This is a genomic window from Clostridium folliculivorans (assembly GCF_024341905.1).
In the GTDB taxonomy this organism is placed as follows: Bacteria; Bacillota; Clostridia; order Clostridiales; family Clostridiaceae; genus Clostridium_AR; species Clostridium_AR folliculivorans.
This window is the reverse complement of the sequence record NZ_BQXY01000001.1, coordinates 617,041-636,718: the sequence shown is the minus strand read 5'-3', so window position 1 is coordinate 636,718 and position 19,678 is coordinate 617,041. Positions and strand designations below refer to the sequence as shown.

Below are 19,678 nucleotides of genomic sequence, written 5' to 3'. Positions count from 1 at the left end.
ATTATAACTTTATTCCACTTGTTCAATCCATTGACTTAAATGACGACCTCATGTAAAATAATGCACATGTTATATACAAATTTAAATTCAAATTGTTTTAGAAAAATTGATATGTGCAGTAAACTAGCATTTAATGATAATATTGCCCATCCAGATAGGACCTTACCTTTTCATGACTTAGTTTATGTTATAAGCGGAGGTTTTAATGTAATTGTTGAAAATGAACTAATAGAAAGTCGTGAAGGCGATATTATGTTTTTACCTGCCCATAAACACCATTACCCTAACTCCAATAATCTTAAAAATTCTTCCTGTTATTACATACATTTTTCTTGTGATATTAAAGATTATGTTATTTTTAAAAAACCAGATAACATAATAGAATCTTATTACTGTATTCCATCAAAGTTAAATTTGAGAGATAATCATAAATCGCTTTATTATTTCAATGAATTATCTTTACTATGTAATATGGGAAATGAATCAAATTCAAAATTAGCTAGTTCTATTCTTTCTCGAATATTATCAGAAATTGATTTACAATTTAATATAACTGACCACCTTCAATATAATCAACTTACTAAAGACATAATTTCAATATTAGAGGAAAATCTTCAAGATAAAATTACTATTGAAGATTTATCTAAATCACTAAACTTTGCTCCTAGAACTTTACAAAAACATTTTAAAACTAGTACTGGAAAAAGTATTCATGACTATTATTTAGAACTTAAACTTAATAATTCAAAATACTTTTTAATCTCTTATCCTCATATGAAATTAAAGGAAATAGCCATTATGTTCGGCTTCTATGATGAATTTCACTATAGCAAAGCCTTTAAAAAGTTATTTAATATATCACCTAACAATTATAGAAGGCAAAATGTATAAATTTTAGCGTAATCCTTTAAAGCTCTTCCTACAATTTCTTCACTGGTTACATCAGAGTATACATTGGCTGTATCAAAAAGATTGGTACAGCCAATGAAATTTAAAGTACAACAAGAGCCAGCTCAAATGGTCGCACTTCATTTGAGCTGGCTCTATTTTTAAACGATCCCTATAATGACCTTATATATAAAATTAATTTGAATTGTTTATACTTAATCTACTAGAAATAGGTATTCTATCTAACCACATATCAATTTGTTGATCAACTTCTTCGTCATCCATGATTTCTAGTCCATCAATAATTGTTGAATTTGGACAGAGCTCCATGATATCGTCTACACTTTGACCTAATCCAGTGCCCCTATGTGTGCAAAAAGGTATAACCATCTTTCCAGAAAAATCATATTGCTCAAAAAAAGTAAATACAGGCATAGGCATTGTTATCCACCAGTTAGGATAACCAACAAAGACTACATCGTATGCCACCATATCATCAACCTGTGCTGCAAGTTTCGGTCTATAGTCATATTCCTGCTCCCTTTTAGCCTGATCAACAACTGCATTATAATCAGTTGGATAAGGATTTACGGTCTCTATCCTAAAAATATCTCCCCCTGTCTTTTCTTGAATTAATTCAGCAACCCTCCTACTATTTTCTGAATATGAAAAGTAAGCTATAAGTATATTTTCTGTCTTTGACATAGGTTCCACCCCTTCTATTTTTATTCTTGATATTCTTCTAAATATTATTTAATCAACAAATAATATTGCTGTAATTATTATGGGTTTTAAATTTTTTTCGTTTACTACAGTATATGTTCGATCATATGTCATTAATGTTTAATTATGTTCTTGGATAAAAAAATCGTAAAGTCCCTTTACAGTAACAAACTTCTAACCCTCTTGAAATATCTAGTTTTATTACACATAAAAACTTTATACTTCCTTATACAGTAAAAAATAGCCATATGTGAGTAAATATTCCTCCCACATATGGCTACTTAAAATTCTTTATAAAATTGATATTATACTATACAGTCTCAACTTCCAAGTCTGCGCCTGAGAATTGACTGTTGTAAAGATCAGCATAGAAGCCGCCTTTATCTAGTAATTGCTTGTGATTGCCCATTTCTATGATTGTTCCTTTATTCATAACTAATATTAACTCAGCATCACGAATAGTAGAAAGTCTGTGAGCAATTACAAAGCTTGTTCTTCCATTCATTAAGTTGTTCATAGCCTTTTGTATTAATACTTCTGTTCTTGTATCAACACTACTTGTAGCTTCATCAAGAATCAAGATTGCAGGATCAGCAAGTATTGCACGGGCAATAGTTAGAAGTTGTTTTTGACCTTGTGAAATATTTGTTCCTTCTTCATTAAGAACTGTATCATAACCTTCTGGCAGTGTTCTTATGAAGTGGTCAGCATGTGCTGCTTTTGCTGCACGAACAATCTCTTCCATTGTAGCATCTTCTTTTCCATATGCTATATTATCTTTAATAGATCCGTTATATAGCCATGTATCTTGAAGAACCATACCAAACATCTTACGTAATTCACTACGTTTAATGTCATTTATATCAACACCATCAATTTTTATCTTACCTGCATTTATTTCATAGAAACGCATTAAAAGATTAACAAGTGTTGTCTTACCTGCACCAGTAGGTCCAACAATAGCAACAGTATGTCCTTGCTTAACATCAAGGTTCATATCTTCTATTAGAGGTACATCTTCTACATATCTAAAATCAACATGTTCGAAAGTAACTTCTCCCTTAGCATTTTCTAATACTATTGCATCAGCACTGTCTGGAATTTCTTCTTCTTCATCAAGTACTTGGAATACACGTTCAGCACAAGCTATAGTTGACTGAATAACATTTGCTATATTTGCAGTTTGAACGATTGGCATAGTAAATGATCTTGAGTACTGAATGAAGGCAAGTATATCACCTAGACCTAACAGACTCTTTGTGATCCAAATACCACCAACCATACTGATTCCAACATAACCTAAGTTACTTATAAAGTTCATAAGAGGGAACATTATACCAGAAACAAATTGAGCCTTCCATCCAGAACTTTTAAGTCTTCCGTTAATAGCTTCAAATTCTTCTATAGAATCTTTTTCATGACCAAAAGCTTTAACTATCTTATGACCAGTATACATTTCTTCTACATGTCCACTCAATAAACCAATTTCCTTTTGTTGAGCTGCAAAGTACTTTTGAGATTTCTTTGCAATTGTAGCAGTAGCTATAACGTATAGAGGTAATGTTGCTATTACAATAAGTGTTAAAATAGGACTAATTGTAAGCATCATTATTATATAACCAACTATAGTTATAATAGATGTAATTATCTGAGTTAAACTTTGCTGTAATGTAGTTGCTATAGTATCAACATCATTAGTAACACGACTTAGTATATCTCCATGAGAATGCATATCAAAATACTTAAGTGGTAATCTTGAAAGCTTTTCATCAACTTCTTTTCTTAAGTCACGAACTGTCTTCTGAGCAACTCCTGACATTACAAGCCCCATTGTTAAACTGAAAATTGCACTGATTATATACATTCCAATAAGAACTAGAGCTATGTTTCCGATGTACTTAAAGTCATATTCTCCATTTGTTTCCTTTATTGCTGTAATTACTGAATTAATTTGATCATCAGTAAACTTTACATTATCTTTAGGACTTGTAGGAGCATTGTCCATTGTCTTTGATAATTCACTACCTAAATCTATAATTTGTCTAGATACTTCTGCTCTTTGATTTGCATCTGTTAAAGTATCTAATTTAGGAAGAGCTATAAACTTCTGAATTGATTTTATACTCTTAGTATCTATCTTGTTTTTTGAATCTGTATCGGTAGTTGTTCCCATGTCAGGCATACTATTGAATATATCTAACATCTGACTTATAACTTTAGTTCTTTCGTTAGTGTCAGTTATTGAATTCAACACTGGCAAAGCTAATAACTGCTTTACACTATTAAGTTGATCTGGATTCATTGTATCTGTAGTTGTAGTACTATCAGTTTTTGGCATTTTACTGAATATATCAACTAGTTTTACTGCAGCAGCAGTCTTTTCTTTTGAATCTTTAATAGTGCTTATATCAGCTGCAGCTAGTAACTCTTTAACAGTATCTAAATCTGACTTATTTATTTGAGTTCCAGAAGTTGAACTACTGTCACTTGACATATCTGGCATGTCTTTAAATATATCAATAAGCTGAGTTAAATTATTCTTCTTTTCTGTAGCATCTTTAATATCATTTATTAATGGAAGCTTCAGTAATTTTTGAACTGCATCTGTAGCTTTTTGATCCATCTTTGTAGTTGAACTTGAAGCTTTTGCAGTAAAGTCTGTCATCTTAGCTATTCTGTTATAGACTTCATTCATTTGTGCTGTATCAAGACTCATTGAACTTGATGATGAACTGCCTCCAGGCAATTTCTTAGCAACACTCATGAATTTCTTCATTACATTAACTTTATCATTTCCAATCTTAGCTTTATCAAGCATTGGAATATTTAATAATTCTTCTAATGTAGCTAAAGAATTTTTATCTATTTGTCCATTAGCTGGCATAGCCTTAAGAATATTGATAAAATCAAGAGTAGTTTTAACTCTTGTTGCTCTATCTGTTGTTGCATCAATCATTGGAAGCTTCATTAAACTTTGAATTGCAGCTAAAGTTTGAGCATCCGGTTGAGCTGCACTTTGTGTAGCTTGAGTTGTGCTTTGAGTTGTTGTTCCACCTTGAGCTGCTTGTTGTGCCGCTTGTTGTTGCATCTTTTGCATTTGCTGCATTTGTTGTTGAACTTGAGCTACCATTGTCTTTTGAGCTGTAGCCATTTGAGCAGTAATTTTATCAACTGCAGTCTTTTGTCCTGTAGCTATACCTTGATACATTTGTATTGCTACATTCTTATAGATTTCATCAACAGCCTTAGCTTGAGCGTCACCCATACTTGTAGTTATCTTATCTACAGCAGTTTTTTGTCCATCAGCCATTTTGTCAATAATTTTGCCTGAAACCTCTGTTTGGACATCTCCCATTTTACTGTTCATTTGATCCATAGCTTCATTTTGACCCTTTGACATCTCGGAAAGCATCTTACGAGCCATATATGCATTTTGCAATTTATTCATTGCTTTACTTGTTATTTTTGGTGCTGCTATTGTAAAGGATGTACTCAAAATAGCAAATATAAGAACAACTATTAAATTTATTCTATGTGGTTTTAAATATCTTAAAAGTCTTTTAAGTGAGCCTTTAAAGTCTTTTGCTTTTTCTACTGGTCTTCCCATGCCGCCCATTGGGCCGCCTCTTCTGCCTCCAGCGGGTCTATTTCCTCTGTTTTCACTCATGCTAACTCCTCCTCTGAAAGTTGTGAGGATACAATTTCACGATAAACATTACATGTTTGTAATAATTCTTTATGATTTCCCATTCCTACAACAGAGCCTTCATCTAGAACTATTATTCTATCTGCATCCATAACTGTACCAACTCTTTGTGCAACTAAAATTACGGTTGATTCCTTTGTTTCTTTCTTAAGAGCAGCTCTAAGTTTTGCATCTGTCTTAAAGTCTAGTGCTGAGAAACTATCATCGAAAATATATACTTCAGGTCTTCTTACTAAAGCTCTTGCTATAGAAAGTCTTTGCTTTTGACCACCAGATACGTTTGTACCACCTTGAGCAATTTCGTGATCATAGCCTCCATCCATAGTAGCTATAAAGTCAGCAGCCTGCGCAACTTCAGCAGCATGTCTAATCTCTTCATCAGTTGCTTTATCATTTCCAAATTTAATATTTTCAGCTATTGTTCCAGAGAATAATACTGCCTTTTGTGGAACAAAACCTATCTTACTTCTAAGAGCTTCTTGTGAAATTTCTCTAACATCTACACCATCAACTAGCACATTTCCACTCTGCACATCATAGAATCTTGTGATTAAGTTTATTAATGTAGACTTACCAGACCCTGTACTTCCTATTATAGCTGTAATTTCACCTGGTTTTGCTGCAAATGAAATGTTTCTAAGTGCTGGTTCTTCAGCTCCATGATAGCTAAAGCTTACATCCTTAAACTCAACATATCCTTTACCTTCAAAATCTTCTCTCACTGTTTCTTTATCTGTAATTTCTGGAACAGTATCAAGTACTTCGTTGATTCTTACTGCTGCAGCTTGAGCACGTGGAACCATAATAAACATCATTGCAAGCATAATCATTGAGAACATGATTTGCATAGCATATTGAGTAAATGCAGATAACGCTCCTAAATCCATGCTTCCTTCACTGATACGTAGTCCACCAAACCAAAGAATTGATAAAGAAGTAAAGTTCATTATAAGCATGATTGAAGGCATCATGAATGCCATAATCTTATTTACCTTAATATAGTTTTCAGTAAGATCAACATTAGCTTCATTAAAACGCTTTGTTTCTCTATCTACAGTATTAAAAGCACGTATAACTCTTATTCCTGTAAGTTTCTCACGTAGAACAAGATTAATTCTATCAATCTTTACTTGTACTAACTTGAAAAGCGGCATCATTCTAGTCGCTAGTATTGCTATAACAATTATAAGTGCTGGTATAGAAACTCCTAATACCCATGTAAGAGATCCATCTTTTCTATAAGCCATTATGATACCACCAATACACATAATCGGCGCATTGATCATCATACGCATTATCATAACTGTAACTGTTTGAATTTGAGTTATATCATTTGTTGTTCTAGTAATAAGTGTAGCTGTACCTATTTTATCAAATTCATGAAGTGAAAAGCTTTCAACTTTTCTGAATACCTTGCTTCTAATTATTTCTCCAAGGCCTGCTGCAGATTTAGATGATAATAAACTAGCTAAAACTGAGCAAATAACACCTCCTAAAGCAACTAGAAGCATTACACCTCCAATGTGAAAAATCTTGCTTGTATCTCCTTGCATAACGCCATCATTTATTATGTCTGACATTAAAGTAGGAAGATAAAGATCTCCGATAGCTTGGCAAGCTACAAAAATCACTACTCCTATTACCATAGCAGTAAATGGTTTTAAAAATTTATAAAGTCTTAACATAAAGCTACCTCTCCTTTCTATCCATTAATACTCTCTTCAGAGTATTGAGTCCATCAATTATTTTCTCCTTATCTTCGGGAGTTGCAGAACTAAGTAAGTCCTCAAAGCTTTCTTCTGCCTTTTTATGTATCCCCTTATGCTGTTCTTCAAACTTCTTAGTTACTTTTACGTAAACAGTTCTTCTATCTTCTAAGTTTCTTGTTCTTTCAACTAGTCCATGATTTTCTAATCTATCAACTATGCCAGAAACAGTACTCTTAGATAGATGTACCTTATCGCTTAAATCACTAATTTTCATTTCACCATATTCACATAAAATATGAAGAACCATCCCCTGAGGCATAGTTACTTCGCCTTTTTCAAAATTCTTACGCATGGTTTGTTGAATAGTTTTACTAACTTCAAAAAAAAGCCTTGTTATATCTCTGTTTGTATCGCTAAAAGACATTTTCCTCCCCCCAATTTCTAAGACGAATTAATTCGCATTGTAATTATTCGGAACCGATTAATTCGTACACGAAACAATTATATCACCATGTATATTGTAGTCAAGATAGATTTATGGAAGGAATACGATTACAATAAATATTTATTTTTTATATTTTTAAATTTCACAGAATTACATTTTCAATATAGCCTGTACAAGGTTATTAGTAGGTTTTAATTTATTATCATTCTCTGCAAAATAAAAAAATCTATTAAGCTGCCTTCTATAGCCATTGAAATTTATATTTTTAGTAGCCATAAAAACTTCACACTTTCCTTCACAGTAAAAAAACTTAGCTAGATTATCTAGCTAAGTAAATAAATTCAAGACACAAATGTAGGTTAATAACATTACTTTATATAATGCACATCATTATATATATTTCTAGCACATAGCTTGCTTTAATGAAGTATGTAAATCATCTTCTGGCGTGCTTATCGGTTTTATGTTAAAGGTGTCTACTAAATACTGCAATACATTTGGAGATATAAATGCAGGTAAACTAGGTCCTAAGTACATGCCTTTAATTCCAAGTGATAATAAAGCTAACAAATCAGCAACAGCTTTTTGCTCATACCAAGAAAGTACAATTGTTAAAGGTAGTGAATTTACACTAGTATCGAACGCATCTGCTAAAGCTGTAGCAATTTTAACAGCTGAATATGCATCATTACATTGCCCTACATCTAATAACCTAGGCAACCCTGCTACTGTTCCAAAATCCAATTTATTAAATCTATATTTACCGCAAGCTAATGTAAGTATCACACAATCTTCTGGAACCATTTTTGCAAATTCAGTATAATAGTTTCTTCCTGGTCTTGCTCCATCACATCCACCTATTAAGAAGAAATGTCTTATCTTTCCTTCCTTAACTGCATTAACAATAGTTTCAGCGTGTGATAAAGTAGCATGATGACCAAAGCCTACAAGTATTTGTTTCTCTTCCTCACTTTCTTTAAAGCCTCCAAGCTCCAATGCTTTATTTATTATTTCACTGAAATCCTTAGTTCCATCTTCTTTCATATCTATATGCTTTATTCCATCCCAACCTACAACACTTGTGCTAAATATTCTATCTTTATAGGTTTCTCTTGGTCTCATCAAACAATTAGTAGTCATTAGAATACATCCAGGAATTCCATCAAACTCTTTCTGTTGATTTTGCCATGCAGAACCATAATTACCAACTAAATGCTTATATTTTTTTAATTCTTTATATCCATGTGAAGGAAGCATTTCACCATGAGTATAAATATTAATACCTTTACCTTCTGTTTGCTCTAAAAGCATTTCTAAGTCTCTTAAATCATGTCCAGATACTATAATAAATGGTCCTTTTACGATATTGACATTAACTTTATGAGGTGAGGGATTACTATACCTAGTGGTATTGGCATCATCTAAAGTTTTCATCACCTCTACACTCATATCCCCTACCCTCATAGTCATACGAATAAGCTCTTCAACAGTCAAATTGTCATTTGTAGTAGCTTCTAATCCTAAAAAATAAATATTATCTACTTGCTGACTATTATATCCAATAAATCTTGCTTGATGTCCATATGCACTTACACCTTTCAAACCATATAAAATTGTTGATCTTAAAGAGCGTACATCTTCATCAAGGTCCTTGTCGTACATTATTCCAGCTTTCACTGAGTCCCTTAACATTTCCTCTTTTGTGTCACTAAGATTGTATGTAGCTTGATCTGGATATTTTCCTTCAGGTGCCTCATCCCTCATCGCTTCTTTGATTTTTTGTGACTCCTTTAACAATCTAACGTGCACCTCTGCATCAAAATTTACATTTGTTAGTGTTGTAAAAAGTCCATTTTCTACAAACTTAACTATTTCCTTATCTATAATCTTTCCTTGTTCAATCAAAGGCTTTGCATAACAAGAAATTCCTTTTATCTGATAAATAAGTAAATCCTGTAAGTTTGCTATTTCTGGTGTTTTTCCGCATACTCCACTTTTAGTACATCCTTTACCGCCAAAGGTTTGCTCGCATTGGTAACAAAACATTGCATTTTCCATATTTATAGCTCCTTTTTAATATTATTAATTTCCTAAGTAATAAGTCGTCCTTTAATGTTTTCTCCTATATTTCACCACTTTATTATTTACTATTCAAAATTCTTTATACACTTTAACATCTAAAAAATACCTTTCATCCTTCTATCCCCCATCCCCTAGTTATTGTTATATAATTTTCTATACAATAAAAAAGTTGCTGAAGTGACCTTCTTCAGTGAGTTTTTTGCGCATCTGCCTTTCCGAATGTATATGAGGAAAATCTGGCAGGCGACATAATCTTATTTTTTACTGTTTACCCTAAATAGCTGTTCTAACCTCTTGATATTGCTAGTTTTAGTTACCAAAAAATTTTATATTTTCCTATACAGTAAAAAAGATGCTCTTACGAACACCCTCACTCTTTTGCTAACGCTACCATTTTCATGCTATATTTAAATTTCTTTAGTAATTCATATTATTTGTAGTCTTTATTCATTTCAAACCAATTCTCCCAAGGGCCAAAAAATTTTTCGTGAGGCTCTATACATCCTCTCCTATAAGGAAAACTATCCTTTTTATAGATTCCGCTCTCTTTTAGTCCTAATAGTATTCTATCCATTCTCATATCTCTCTCTTCAATCGACTGGTTATATATCAATATTACTCTGTCACAAGTTATTTCACCACTTAAATAACGATCAGGTTTAGCACTGTCTGGTATTGAATGACTAATTCCAGATCCTAACCTTTTTCCCTTTTCTTCATAAGTTAAAGCTTTATTTTTCATCACCTTTCCACTAAGATTATGATCCTTCTCTGCTTCTTCCAGAAGAAATAATATAGCATCATCTAAACTGGTCAGGTTATCTTCCCATATCTCAAACTTCCAGCAGTTTATACATTCAATATTAGGAGAATTATATGATTTTGTTTTAATATAACATCTAGAGCACTTGTTTCCCCAACTCTCCCCATATCCAAAGTAAGTCCAATATTCATCATCAAAGTATGGAACCATTTTGATAAGTTTATTAAATTTGTCTTTCATTTCTTTATCCATTGTCTTCCCCTCTTAGAAATTATATCTCTCTAAATAGTTCATTACTCTCTTTTCTTCTCGTAAGAGGAATTTTTGGAGCTAATGTATATCCTATAGGGAGCAGTGCAATCGGCGTCTCTTCTTCTTTACAATTAAGAAGTTTTATTACTTTCTCTTCATCGAATGCACCAACCCAAGTTGAAGAGATTCCTATAGCTTCGCAAGCTAGCATTGCATAAGTACACGCTATGGTAGCATCTTGAATACTATAAAGCACTTTTCCTCTTTCCCCATATCTTATAAAAGATTCAGCTTTCTTTGCAACAAATACAAGTACTATTGGAGCCTTTGTTATAAAATCTTGATTAAGGGCTGCCTCACACAGCTTTTCTTTTAAATCACTAGATTTTATTACTATCACCTCATAAGCCTGCAAATTTCCAGCTGAAGGTGCAGTTTTAATGATATTTAATACTTGATAAAGTTTTTCTTTTTCTATCTCTTTGTCAATAAATTTTCTAATTGAACTTCTATCCTTGCATATTTGCTCAAAATTTTTCATTAAGATTACCCAATTCTCATATATTCTTCTTTTATTAATTCAGCAAACTCTGGCTTTTGCTTTGATACTCCAGCTAAATACATTATTACATTACCTGGATATACAACCTTATTTTCTAATTTTGTATATTCCAAGGAACGTCTGATTAGGGATATAACACAACTTTCATTGTGATTTTCATTGCAATTCTTGCATAATCTACATGTATTAGCAATGCTACTAGCAATGACTTTTTCATCATAATACTTGAAATCATTTTTAGGTATTAAGTTTTCTCCATCAGGTGTGGCATATATAGAATTATCTTTACTTTTCTTTGCTACATACTCAACAAAGCCAATATTACACATTCTATAGTTACACTTGTCAGTTCCATTATGACAGCAATCATTACATATTTCTTTAACACTTTTTTCAACATTATTTAAATAATCCATATTATATTCCCCTTCTTTGCGTTACCTTATTTACATAAAAATTTCTTCAACCAATATTTACTTAAACTTCACAATTTATTAGAGACTATAACCGCTAGACGCAATCATAGTCTCTAATATTATATAAATTTAGAATATTACTTTTTTAGTAAATAACTTACTAATGCTTTATTACCTTCAATACATCCTCCACAGCCAGTACCTATCTTAGTAACAGCTTGTACTTCTTCAAAAGATTTTGCACCATTCTTTACAGCCGCAACTATATCTTGTGCAGTAACCTTAAAGCATCCGCATACAATTTGGTTCTCATCTATTTTCTTTTTAATTATTAATTCATTTACCAATTCTTTATTACCATTAATACACTTACCACAACCAGTACCTACCTTTGTAATGTCTTGTACTTCTTCAAAGGATTTAGCTCCATTTTTAATTGCATTATTCAAATCTTGTACAGTAACGTTATAACATCCACACACTACTTTGTTTTCCATTTTATCTTCCCCTTTAGATTTAAAGAATTTTGAAATTAATGATTTTATCATTGTTTTATCTCCCATGTTTAAAATAATTTAATGTACTATTTGGCTATATATAAATTTAAATTTATATCTTATAATAATGTTTCTTTTTAAACTTCTATAATTTTTATAGTTTCAGTTTGTTATAAAAACGATTATGCTTATGTATATTAAGCTTTTAGTGTTACTATATAGTATATTACTAATTAGTAGTATATCTTCAGAATAAAAGGTGTATCTTGTTATACACCTTGCAATTTCTTTAATATACTAATTAAAGTTTCTTTTTCACTTTGAGATAATTCACTTAATATCTCATTTATATTTTCTACATGTTTAGGAAAAAGATCTCTCATAAGCTTCTTTCCTTTTTCTGTAATACTAATCAAATTAACTCGTCTGTCATTTGGGTCACTACATCTCGTAACAAGTCCATCCTTAGCTAAATTATCTATGACAACAGTCATATTACCTCCAGTAGCTAGAATTTTTTCAAGAATTTCAGAAATTCTTAAATCACCTTTATGATACAAGAGCTCAAGAACACCAAATTGAGAAAATGTTAGTCCTCCCTCTTTGATTATTTTTAGTTCTTTTTTATGTACATGTTGAGTTGCTCTGTTTAGCGCGATTACAACCTTTAAATTTAAGTCATTGAGTTTACCATATGATATCTTTTTTTTATCCATGCTATGAATTATATTACTAATTAGTAATATCGTCAATCATTATTTATAGCTTTTTGTAAAAAAACATACCAGCATCAACGTTAATCGATGCTGGCATAACTTTTAAAACTATACCTTATTAATACATCCAATCAAATTCTGACATCCAAGTACTTACTATAAAGTAAATTAAATTTATATTCTCTACTTAAGCTTGAATGTCTTTATCTCATAAGGTTTTATTTCAAAACTAAACTTTCCATCCTCAATACCAATTTCTTCAAGGTCATTTTCCATCAAGTCGCACTCAAATATACTTTTAAATACATTTAAAGTACTACACTTTACTTTTGTCCTCTTATTTTGATACTCGTACATTCTTACTATAACATCTTCGCTTCCCTCAGCTTGCTTTGCTACCTCTACAATTACATTTTCTTTATCAACACTGAAAAGTGACATTTGTAGCGGTAACTTCCCACTATGAGCTTCCTCCACTTTTGTAGTAAGAGGACTATTAAGATTATATGCCATTTGAGCTGTGCCAGCTTCCTTAAAGTCTCCACTATGTGGATAAAGAGAGTAGGTAAACTTGTGTATTTCTCTATCTGCATCAATATTAGGATATGAAGGAGATTTCAAAAGTGACAATCTCATCACAGAATCTTTTATATCATGACCATACTTACAATCGTTCAAAAGACTCACACCGTATCCTCCCTCAGATAAATCAGCCCATTTGTGTGCGCATACTTCAAAACGAGCATAATCCCAGCTGGTATTCCAATGAGTAGGCCTTTCTACATTTCCATACTGTATCTCATAGGTGGCCTTATCTGCATGGACATCTACTGGAAAAGCTACTTTCAAAAGTATGTGTCTTTCCTTCCAATCTATTTCATTTTCAAAGTCTATCCTTGGAACGTCTTTATATATATAAATCTTTTGAATCAATGTGGAATTTAAGAACTTTCTACTAATCTCTAAACAAGACCTTACATTTCCCTTTTCTATAACCTTAATACTAGAAACATCATCTATCTCCCACATCTTCTCTTGATAGTAGATATTAATATCCCAAGCATCCCAGTTATGTGGTTTATCTTCAAAAGCCTGTATCACATTTCCTCTTTGCCCTTCTTGTAATACTTCTCTTTCATTTAACTTGTCATATATTGAAATAAAATGGGCCTTCTCATCTAATTGTATTTTGAAAAACTCTGTTTCTATGTTTTTAGTTCCAATTTTAATGAAAGAGTCCTCAATCTCTACTTCCTGTGTTTTCCTAATGCTAAAGGTTTTGTACCCCTTTGCTGGTATATTTTGTGCATAAAACACAATCTTATTATCATCTATTTTCTGGGATTCAATAAGACTCTCTCCATCAAATACCTTAGCATTGTTCCATCCTCTAGGAAGTTCAAACTCAGCTATATCATTTCTTGAAAAGCCTAAATGGTTAAATACTACAACAGAGGTTTCTGATAGTTCCAGTTTTGAAGCGATATTAGCTACTGCTGTATTTATAATTCTCTTTGCGGTTTCATTTATTTTTTCATATTGTGTTTTAGAATCCTCATATACTTCCTTAATTGATGATCCTGGAATTATATCGTGAAACTGATTTAATAGTGTAGTTTCCCAGCATCCTTTCAGTTCATCAGTAGGATATTTAGTTCCAACTTCAATACTACTCAAGGTTGAAAGCATCTCTGCTTCTAAATTTAAGAATTCAGTTTTTCTATTATACCTCTTATTTCTGGCCATTGAAGTATAGGTTCCTCTATGATATTCAAGATAAAGCTCTCCTACCCATTTAGGAAGCTTATTATTTTCTTTAACATTTTCATTTAAGTTATTAAAAAAATCTAAAGCTTTTCCCATCTTAACCTTAGGAGCACCTGGTATACCTTTTTCGAAACGCTTTGCCATTTCTAGCATTTCCTTTGTTGCACCTCCACCACCATCTCCATATCCAAAGCAATTTAAAACCTCACTATTTATCTCCTTCTGCTGATATCTCTGATAGCAGCCCATAATCTGCGACGCATTAGTATTACCATTGTAGGTAGTGCCCGTCCCAGGTCTTCCATCTTTTTTATAATCAGTTGTAGATATAAAATGAGTCAAAACCTCTGAACCATCTATTCCTCTCCAAGTAAAAGTATCATATGGCATCTTATTGTATTCATTCCAGCTTATCTTTGTTGTCATAAAGTAATTTACTCCACTCTTTTGTAGAATTTGAGGGAGAGCTGCACTATATCCAAAAACATCCGGCAACCATAAAAGCTTACTATCTATTCCAAACTCACACTTAAAAAAGTTCTTACCATGGATTATCTGCCTGACCAAAGATTCTCCAGAGGTTAAGTTGCAATCAGCTTCCAACCACATGGCTCCTTCAACCTCCCAGCGACCTTCCTTAACCTTGTCTTTTATGTGTTCATATATTTCTGGATGATCTTCTTTAACAAACTTATATAGCTGAGGTTGACTGGACATGAAAATATATTCTGGGTATTTTTCCATTAATCTTAAAACTGTAGAAAAACTTCTCGCTGCCTTTTCCCTTGTTTGAGCTAAGGTCCACAACCAAGCTACATCAATATGAGTGTGTCCAACGCATACTTCAACAACATCATCATTTCCACAATACTTGCTATAGAATTCTTCGTCTAAATATTTATTGGCTTCTTCTATAGACTTATAGTAGCTTTCATTTAGAGCTATTCTGATATCCAACATATTTACAGCTTCTGTCATAAAGCTCAATATATTGATCCTTCTTTTATCATCCTCCTCTAACAGTTCTGCTACTTCTATCGGTACTTTTATGTTATAGTATAATTTCTCTGTCTCTTTTTCAAGGATGGCAATAAACGTATTTAGCTCCACTAAACTTTCTAACATTCCTGAATATGCATATAATGCAATCTCGTAGCTTTCATCTGCCTTTGCATTGTCAGTCAGCAAAATCTGCCTGTGATTAACATCCAAGCCTTGAGCTAAGCTTCCATTTACATATACTAAAAATTGAGGATTTGTAGCATCCCACTCCCCCTCTTTACCTGTAGTTACCTCGTAAACAACTGTTTTCCCTTCATATTCTTTAGGTATAATAATCTTTTTTTTAAACCAAAAGTGTTTGTTCCTACCTCCCCATAATTGTCCTTTTCCAAAAGCATCCCATTGATCTGTCTCTTCATTTAGAAGTGAAAATTCATTATATCCACAAGACTTCATTTTGTAGTTATCAATGTCTAATCTATTAATGCAGATGTAATCCTTAAGTTCTGATAAAATCCTCTTTATTCTCTCAATAGCAAAATACATAACTCTCTTCCTTTCATTATTTAAAAATTACTGTCTGATTATATAAATAATAAACTATTGAAATTAAGCGTTTTCACAAAAGATGTTATATGAGTTATTGGTTAGAATTAAAAAATGTTTATTTACATATTTATTGTTCAAAATGGACATTAAACTAAGTTTTTAATCTTATGCTCTTCTACAATTCTATGCTCAAATATTAGACAAAAGAACAATTTTATTCAGCATATAAACTGAACCATTAAGCCATTTAACGTATATTTTTTATAACAATATCGATGCAAATCTCTTTTTTAATTTAATAATGTAAATACATCCAAATTTATGGTTTTAATGTAATATTTATGTTATATTTTACCATAGAATGTATTATAATATAACTGTATCGAAGGAGGTGTTTTATGAAAAAATCTAGACTGTTTGCATTTATGTTAATTTTTGCTGTGTTATTAATCTCAGCAATTACATTAGCCTATAATTTCGCAGGAGGTAAAAAAGAGATGAAAGAAACTTTTACAAATCCAATTAGATCTGCTCCAAGTGCTGACCCTTGGGTTGTACAAAAAGATGGATATTACTATTACTGCTATTCAAATGGAAACAATAAAATCTTTGTAACTAAAACTAAGAGACTTCAAGATATCGATGTTGAAACACCTGTAAACGTTTGGACATCACCTTTAGGCAAAGAGTATTCAAAAGAAACTTGGGCACCTGAATTACATTTAATAAATAATAAATGGTATATCTATTTTGCAGCAGATGGTGGAAAAAATGAAAATCATAGAATGTATGTATTGGAGAGCAAAACTGAAGAGCCACAAGGAGAATATATTTTTAAAGGTAAAGTAGGAGACGATACAAACAAATGGGCCATAGACGGAACTGTGCTAGAGAACAAAGGTAAATTGTATTTTATTTGGTCTGGATGGGACGGTGATACAAACGTAAGCCAAAATTTATATATCGCAGAAATGAGCAATCCATATACAATATCCGGAAAAAGAATACTTCTATCTAAGCCTGAAGAACCTTGGGAGACAATCGGACAACCTTATGTAAATGAAGGTCCAGAGATATTAAAAAAAGGCAATACCATCCATATAGTTTACTCTGCCAGCGGAAGTTGGACTGAAGATTACTGCCTTGGTCTTTTAACTAATACGGATGGAGATGTACTCAACCCCTCTTCTTGGAAAAAATCAGGGCCTGTTTTTTCTAAAACCGAAACTGCATATGGTCCAGGTCATGCATCCTTTGTAAAATCACCTGATGGCAGTGAAGATTGGATTGTGTATCATGCTTGCGAAGCAGCTAATGGCGGATGGGATGGCCGAAGTATTAGAGCTCAAAAATTCACCTGGGAAAATGATTATCCTAAATTTGGCGAACCTATTAATCTTAAAAAGCCTATTGAGGCTCCTTCAGGTACACCCAAGCAGGATTAACCCATATAATGAAAAAGCAGCTAAGAATAACTACTAATTATCCTTAACTGCTTTTTTTCTACCTATAATATTTTGATATTATACAAAAATCATCTACCTGTTTTCACTGGGTTATATTACTAATTAGCTGTAGTAGATGTAGCTGTGTTATCTACAGGTTGTGTAGTGGTACTATCTGTAGGCTGTGTAGTTGTTGCATTTGAAGTATCTCCAGTTGATGTAGATGGTTGTGTTGAGTCTGTTGGTGCTGGAGTTGTAGCTTGATTAGCTATTGCAAGCATTGCATCAAGGTCTATATTAAGTTGCTTAAGTGCAGTAAGTCTTGCCTGAAACTTTGCAATTACATTGTTCAATGAAGTAACAGCATTACCAAACTTGCCGCCTTTTAAGTTATTTTCAGACTCAGTAGCATCGCTTGTAACTCCAGAAGTAGCCTTTAAATCTTTTCCGTCACCAAGAAGCTTTTGAGATTCAGTTATTAAAGTATTTAACATATCTGCAGGTAAAGTTTTTTCTCCAGACTCCAATTGTTGTAATATTGTCTGTAGTTGCTCTTTCTTTTGACCTACTTCCTTTTGTAAAGGGATTATTTGCTGTCTCAAAGCTGTCATCTGTGTATGTAATGATTTTATTTGTGATTTAAATGCTGCTATTTCTTGTTTCTTATTGTCTCTATTAGATTGTGCTTCTTCTTTTTTACTAGCTCCCAAGCTATTTTCGTTTGAATCTTGTGATTGAGAATTTCCTTTTCCATGGGTTACTTCAGCGGAATCACTTTGTGTAGCTTGAACTTGAGTAACTTGTTGCTTTACTTGAGAACTTTTTCCGTGTGATTGGTGGTCATTTCCTTTTGCATACACCATTGTGCTTGGCATAAGCATTAATCCTGCAATAATTAAAGATACTACCTTATTTGTTTTCATAAATTTATTCCTCCTATTTTTGTTTTTCTATTTATTTGCTTCACTTATATCTACATCAGGTAAATTTTGTATTGATTGTAATGCATCATTTATATTATTCATCGCTGTTCCAACTTTTTGATTTACCGCTGATTTTTGATCTTGAGTCAAAGCTTTTACATTTTTAGTCTTAGCAGAGTTAGAATCTGTAGTAACACTAGATCCGACTTGTCCATTTGTGCCGTTTTGCGTTGCAGTACTTGCTTGCGCTGAACTTGACTGGGTTTTATTATTTTCAGTAGTGCTTGATTGTGCACTGCTAGCCTTGTTTCCCTGTACAACATTATTTGAAGTCCCTTTACTGCCACATCCAACTAACAAGAATGCTGTACTTATTAATAATGCAATAACTTTTCCTTTCATATCATCCTCTCCTACACTCTTTTGCTAATATATACGAAAACGTTTTTCCATTTAAGGGGGTAGGTTTATATAGTTATTTCAAAATTCACTTTATTCCTATCCTAAACATTAAATATTCACCTAAACTCTTTTGCTGATATATACGAAAATACTTTTTCCTTTAATGGGGTATGCTCATATATCTTATTTCAAAGTTTATTTCAGCCCTATCCTAAATATTAAATATTTTCACTTTTACTATATTATATAAAATATTTATACCCCAAAACAGCGTTAGTACTATATTCCACATATAGTACTAACGCTGTTTTGGGGTATTTTTATTAAAGAGATTATAAACATTATTTATTCATTGACTATCATGATTTTTTTCTACATTCTAATTGTTTATTATTCTAATAGACTTATTCCTAGCCATGGCAACTAAACCTGATGCAACAAAAACTACACAACTTATGAAATCCATCACAAATAAAGATATTATTCCGCAACATATAAACCAAGTAGGAATCTTCTTTTCAACTTCCCTGCTTTTTAATCTTTTTGATAGATATAAATTAAGCAGTCCTATTCCAACAAACAATATTCCTATGGTTGTACTGAAGGAATATATGCTATCAATAACAGACTGAGTTGCATTTATAGATAACTGTGAACCATCTGTTACATTAAACCCTTGCCTTTTTATCATAGTTGAGTATGGAATTATAGTGATTAATCCTGATATTATCTGCCATGAACCACCTACATAAGCTAGTATCTTTTCAAATTTTCTATCCACAGACATACTCCTCCAATTTTCAATATGTACATAAGCAGCAATCTACATAT

17 protein-coding genes are annotated in these 19,678 nt (G+C 32.2%); 2 read left to right on the top strand and 15 right to left on the bottom strand.

Annotated features, from left to right (window positions below):
• Positions 1-111 precede the first annotated feature (111 nt).
• Positions 112-891, top strand: coding sequence for an AraC family transcriptional regulator (locus tag OCU55_RS02765; protein WP_261850786.1), 780 nt, complete (start codon positions 112-114; stop codon positions 889-891).
• On the opposite strand, the gene OCU55_RS24000 is transcribed toward OCU55_RS02765, so the two are convergent.
• From OCU55_RS24000 to OCU55_RS02710, 12 genes are all read right to left on the bottom strand, one after another.
• Complete coding sequence (locus tag OCU55_RS24000; protein WP_427847033.1) at positions 870-986, bottom strand: aldo/keto reductase; 117 nt, start codon at positions 984-986, stop codon at positions 870-872. The two genes, OCU55_RS02765 and OCU55_RS24000, sit on opposite strands and share 22 nt — an antisense overlap.
• A 97-nt stretch (positions 987-1,083) precedes the next feature.
• Positions 1,084-1,593, bottom strand: coding sequence for a flavodoxin (locus OCU55_RS02760; protein WP_261850785.1), 510 nt, complete (start codon positions 1,591-1,593; stop codon positions 1,084-1,086).
• 328 nt (positions 1,594-1,921) lie between these two features.
• Complete coding sequence (locus OCU55_RS23955; RefSeq protein WP_345795582.1) at positions 1,922-3,784, bottom strand: ABC transporter ATP-binding protein; 1,863 nt, start codon at positions 3,782-3,784, stop codon at positions 1,922-1,924.
• Positions 3,785-5,274: 1,490 nt separating this feature from the next.
• Positions 5,275-7,002, bottom strand: coding sequence for an ABC transporter ATP-binding protein (locus OCU55_RS02750; protein ID WP_261850783.1), 1,728 nt, complete (start codon positions 7,000-7,002; stop codon positions 5,275-5,277).
• Between the two features lie 4 nt (positions 7,003-7,006).
• A complete protein-coding gene (locus OCU55_RS02745; protein ID WP_261850782.1) occupies positions 7,007-7,450 on the bottom strand; it encodes a MarR family winged helix-turn-helix transcriptional regulator in 444 nt (147 codons plus the stop codon).
• A 423-nt stretch (positions 7,451-7,873) separates the two neighbouring features.
• Complete coding sequence (gene hcp / locus OCU55_RS02740; protein WP_261850781.1) at positions 7,874-9,529, bottom strand: hydroxylamine reductase; 1,656 nt, start codon at positions 9,527-9,529, stop codon at positions 7,874-7,876.
• 454 nt (positions 9,530-9,983) lie between these two features.
• Entirely contained in the window at positions 9,984-10,568 is a 585-nt protein-coding gene (locus OCU55_RS02735) for a hypothetical protein (RefSeq protein WP_261850780.1), read from the bottom strand.
• Between the two features lie 19 nt (positions 10,569-10,587).
• The gene (locus OCU55_RS02730; protein WP_261850779.1) at positions 10,588-11,109 is read right to left on the bottom strand and encodes a nitroreductase family protein; all 522 of its coding nucleotides are present in this window, start codon (positions 11,107-11,109) and stop codon (positions 10,588-10,590) included.
• A 5-nt stretch (positions 11,110-11,114) separates the two neighbouring features.
• Positions 11,115-11,546, bottom strand: coding sequence for a hypothetical protein (locus OCU55_RS02725; protein ID WP_261850778.1), 432 nt, complete (start codon positions 11,544-11,546; stop codon positions 11,115-11,117).
• A 137-nt stretch (positions 11,547-11,683) separates the two neighbouring features.
• On the bottom strand, positions 11,684-12,094 hold the full coding sequence (locus OCU55_RS02720; protein ID WP_261850777.1) for a (2Fe-2S)-binding protein: 411 nt from the start codon (positions 12,092-12,094) through the stop codon (positions 11,684-11,686).
• A gap of 218 nt (positions 12,095-12,312) precedes the next feature.
• On the bottom strand, positions 12,313-12,759 hold the full coding sequence (locus OCU55_RS02715) for a MarR family winged helix-turn-helix transcriptional regulator (RefSeq protein ID WP_261850776.1): 447 nt from the start codon (positions 12,757-12,759) through the stop codon (positions 12,313-12,315).
• Between the two features lie 183 nt (positions 12,760-12,942).
• Positions 12,943-16,074 (bottom strand): alpha-mannosidase, encoded by a 3,132-nt coding sequence (locus tag OCU55_RS02710; protein WP_261850775.1) that lies wholly within the window; start codon positions 16,072-16,074, stop codon positions 12,943-12,945.
• A gap of 401 nt (positions 16,075-16,475) precedes the next feature.
• Between OCU55_RS02710 and OCU55_RS02705 the strand changes: the two genes are divergently transcribed.
• On the top strand, positions 16,476-17,522 hold the full coding sequence (locus OCU55_RS02705; protein WP_261850774.1) for a glycoside hydrolase family 43 protein: 1,047 nt from the start codon (positions 16,476-16,478) through the stop codon (positions 17,520-17,522).
• A 119-nt stretch (positions 17,523-17,641) separates the two neighbouring features.
• Here the strand turns inward: OCU55_RS02705 and OCU55_RS02700 are convergent, their stop codons facing one another.
• The 3 genes from OCU55_RS02700 to OCU55_RS02690 all read right to left on the bottom strand — a co-directional run bounded on the left by OCU55_RS02700 (position 17,642) and on the right by OCU55_RS02690 (position 19,628).
• Positions 17,642-18,445 (bottom strand): coiled-coil domain-containing protein, encoded by an 804-nt coding sequence (locus OCU55_RS02700; RefSeq protein WP_261850773.1) that lies wholly within the window; start codon positions 18,443-18,445, stop codon positions 17,642-17,644.
• Between the two features lie 27 nt (positions 18,446-18,472).
• Entirely contained in the window at positions 18,473-18,847 is a 375-nt protein-coding gene (locus OCU55_RS02695; RefSeq protein ID WP_261850772.1) for a hypothetical protein, read from the bottom strand.
• 379 nt (positions 18,848-19,226) lie between these two features.
• On the bottom strand, positions 19,227-19,628 hold the full coding sequence (locus tag OCU55_RS02690; RefSeq protein ID WP_261850771.1) for a hypothetical protein: 402 nt from the start codon (positions 19,626-19,628) through the stop codon (positions 19,227-19,229).
• Between the last annotated feature and the right edge of the window lie 50 nt (positions 19,629-19,678).

Excerpts from the sequence above, each read along its gene's own strand:
- OCU55_RS02765 (WP_261850786.1), top strand. The coding sequence starts at position 112 with ATGTGCAGTAAACTAGCATTTAATGATAATATTGCCCATCCAGATAGG.
- OCU55_RS02760 (WP_261850785.1), bottom strand. The coding sequence starts at position 1,593 with ATGTCAAAGACAGAAAATATACTTATAGCTTACTTTTCATATTCAGAA.
- OCU55_RS23955 (WP_345795582.1), bottom strand. The coding sequence starts at position 3,784 with ATGGGAACAACTACCGATACAGATTCAAAAAACAAGATAGATACTAAG.
- OCU55_RS02750 (WP_261850783.1), bottom strand. The coding sequence starts at position 7,002 with ATGTTAAGACTTTATAAATTTTTAAAACCATTTACTGCTATGGTAATA.
- OCU55_RS02745 (WP_261850782.1), bottom strand. The coding sequence starts at position 7,450 with ATGTCTTTTAGCGATACAAACAGAGATATAACAAGGCTTTTTTTTGAA.
- hcp (WP_261850781.1), bottom strand. The coding sequence starts at position 9,529 with ATGGAAAATGCAATGTTTTGTTACCAATGCGAGCAAACCTTTGGCGGT.
- OCU55_RS02735 (WP_261850780.1), bottom strand. The coding sequence starts at position 10,568 with ATGGATAAAGAAATGAAAGACAAATTTAATAAACTTATCAAAATGGTT.
- OCU55_RS02730 (WP_261850779.1), bottom strand. The coding sequence starts at position 11,109 with ATGAAAAATTTTGAGCAAATATGCAAGGATAGAAGTTCAATTAGAAAA.
- OCU55_RS02725 (WP_261850778.1), bottom strand. The coding sequence starts at position 11,546 with ATGGATTATTTAAATAATGTTGAAAAAAGTGTTAAAGAAATATGTAAT.
- OCU55_RS02720 (WP_261850777.1), bottom strand. The coding sequence starts at position 12,094 with ATGATAAAATCATTAATTTCAAAATTCTTTAAATCTAAAGGGGAAGAT.
- OCU55_RS02715 (WP_261850776.1), bottom strand. The coding sequence starts at position 12,759 with ATGGATAAAAAAAAGATATCATATGGTAAACTCAATGACTTAAATTTA.
- OCU55_RS02710 (WP_261850775.1), bottom strand. The coding sequence starts at position 16,074 with ATGTATTTTGCTATTGAGAGAATAAAGAGGATTTTATCAGAACTTAAG.
- OCU55_RS02705 (WP_261850774.1), top strand. The coding sequence starts at position 16,476 with ATGAAAAAATCTAGACTGTTTGCATTTATGTTAATTTTTGCTGTGTTA.
- OCU55_RS02700 (WP_261850773.1), bottom strand. The coding sequence starts at position 18,445 with ATGAAAACAAATAAGGTAGTATCTTTAATTATTGCAGGATTAATGCTT.
- OCU55_RS02695 (WP_261850772.1), bottom strand. The coding sequence starts at position 18,847 with ATGAAAGGAAAAGTTATTGCATTATTAATAAGTACAGCATTCTTGTTA.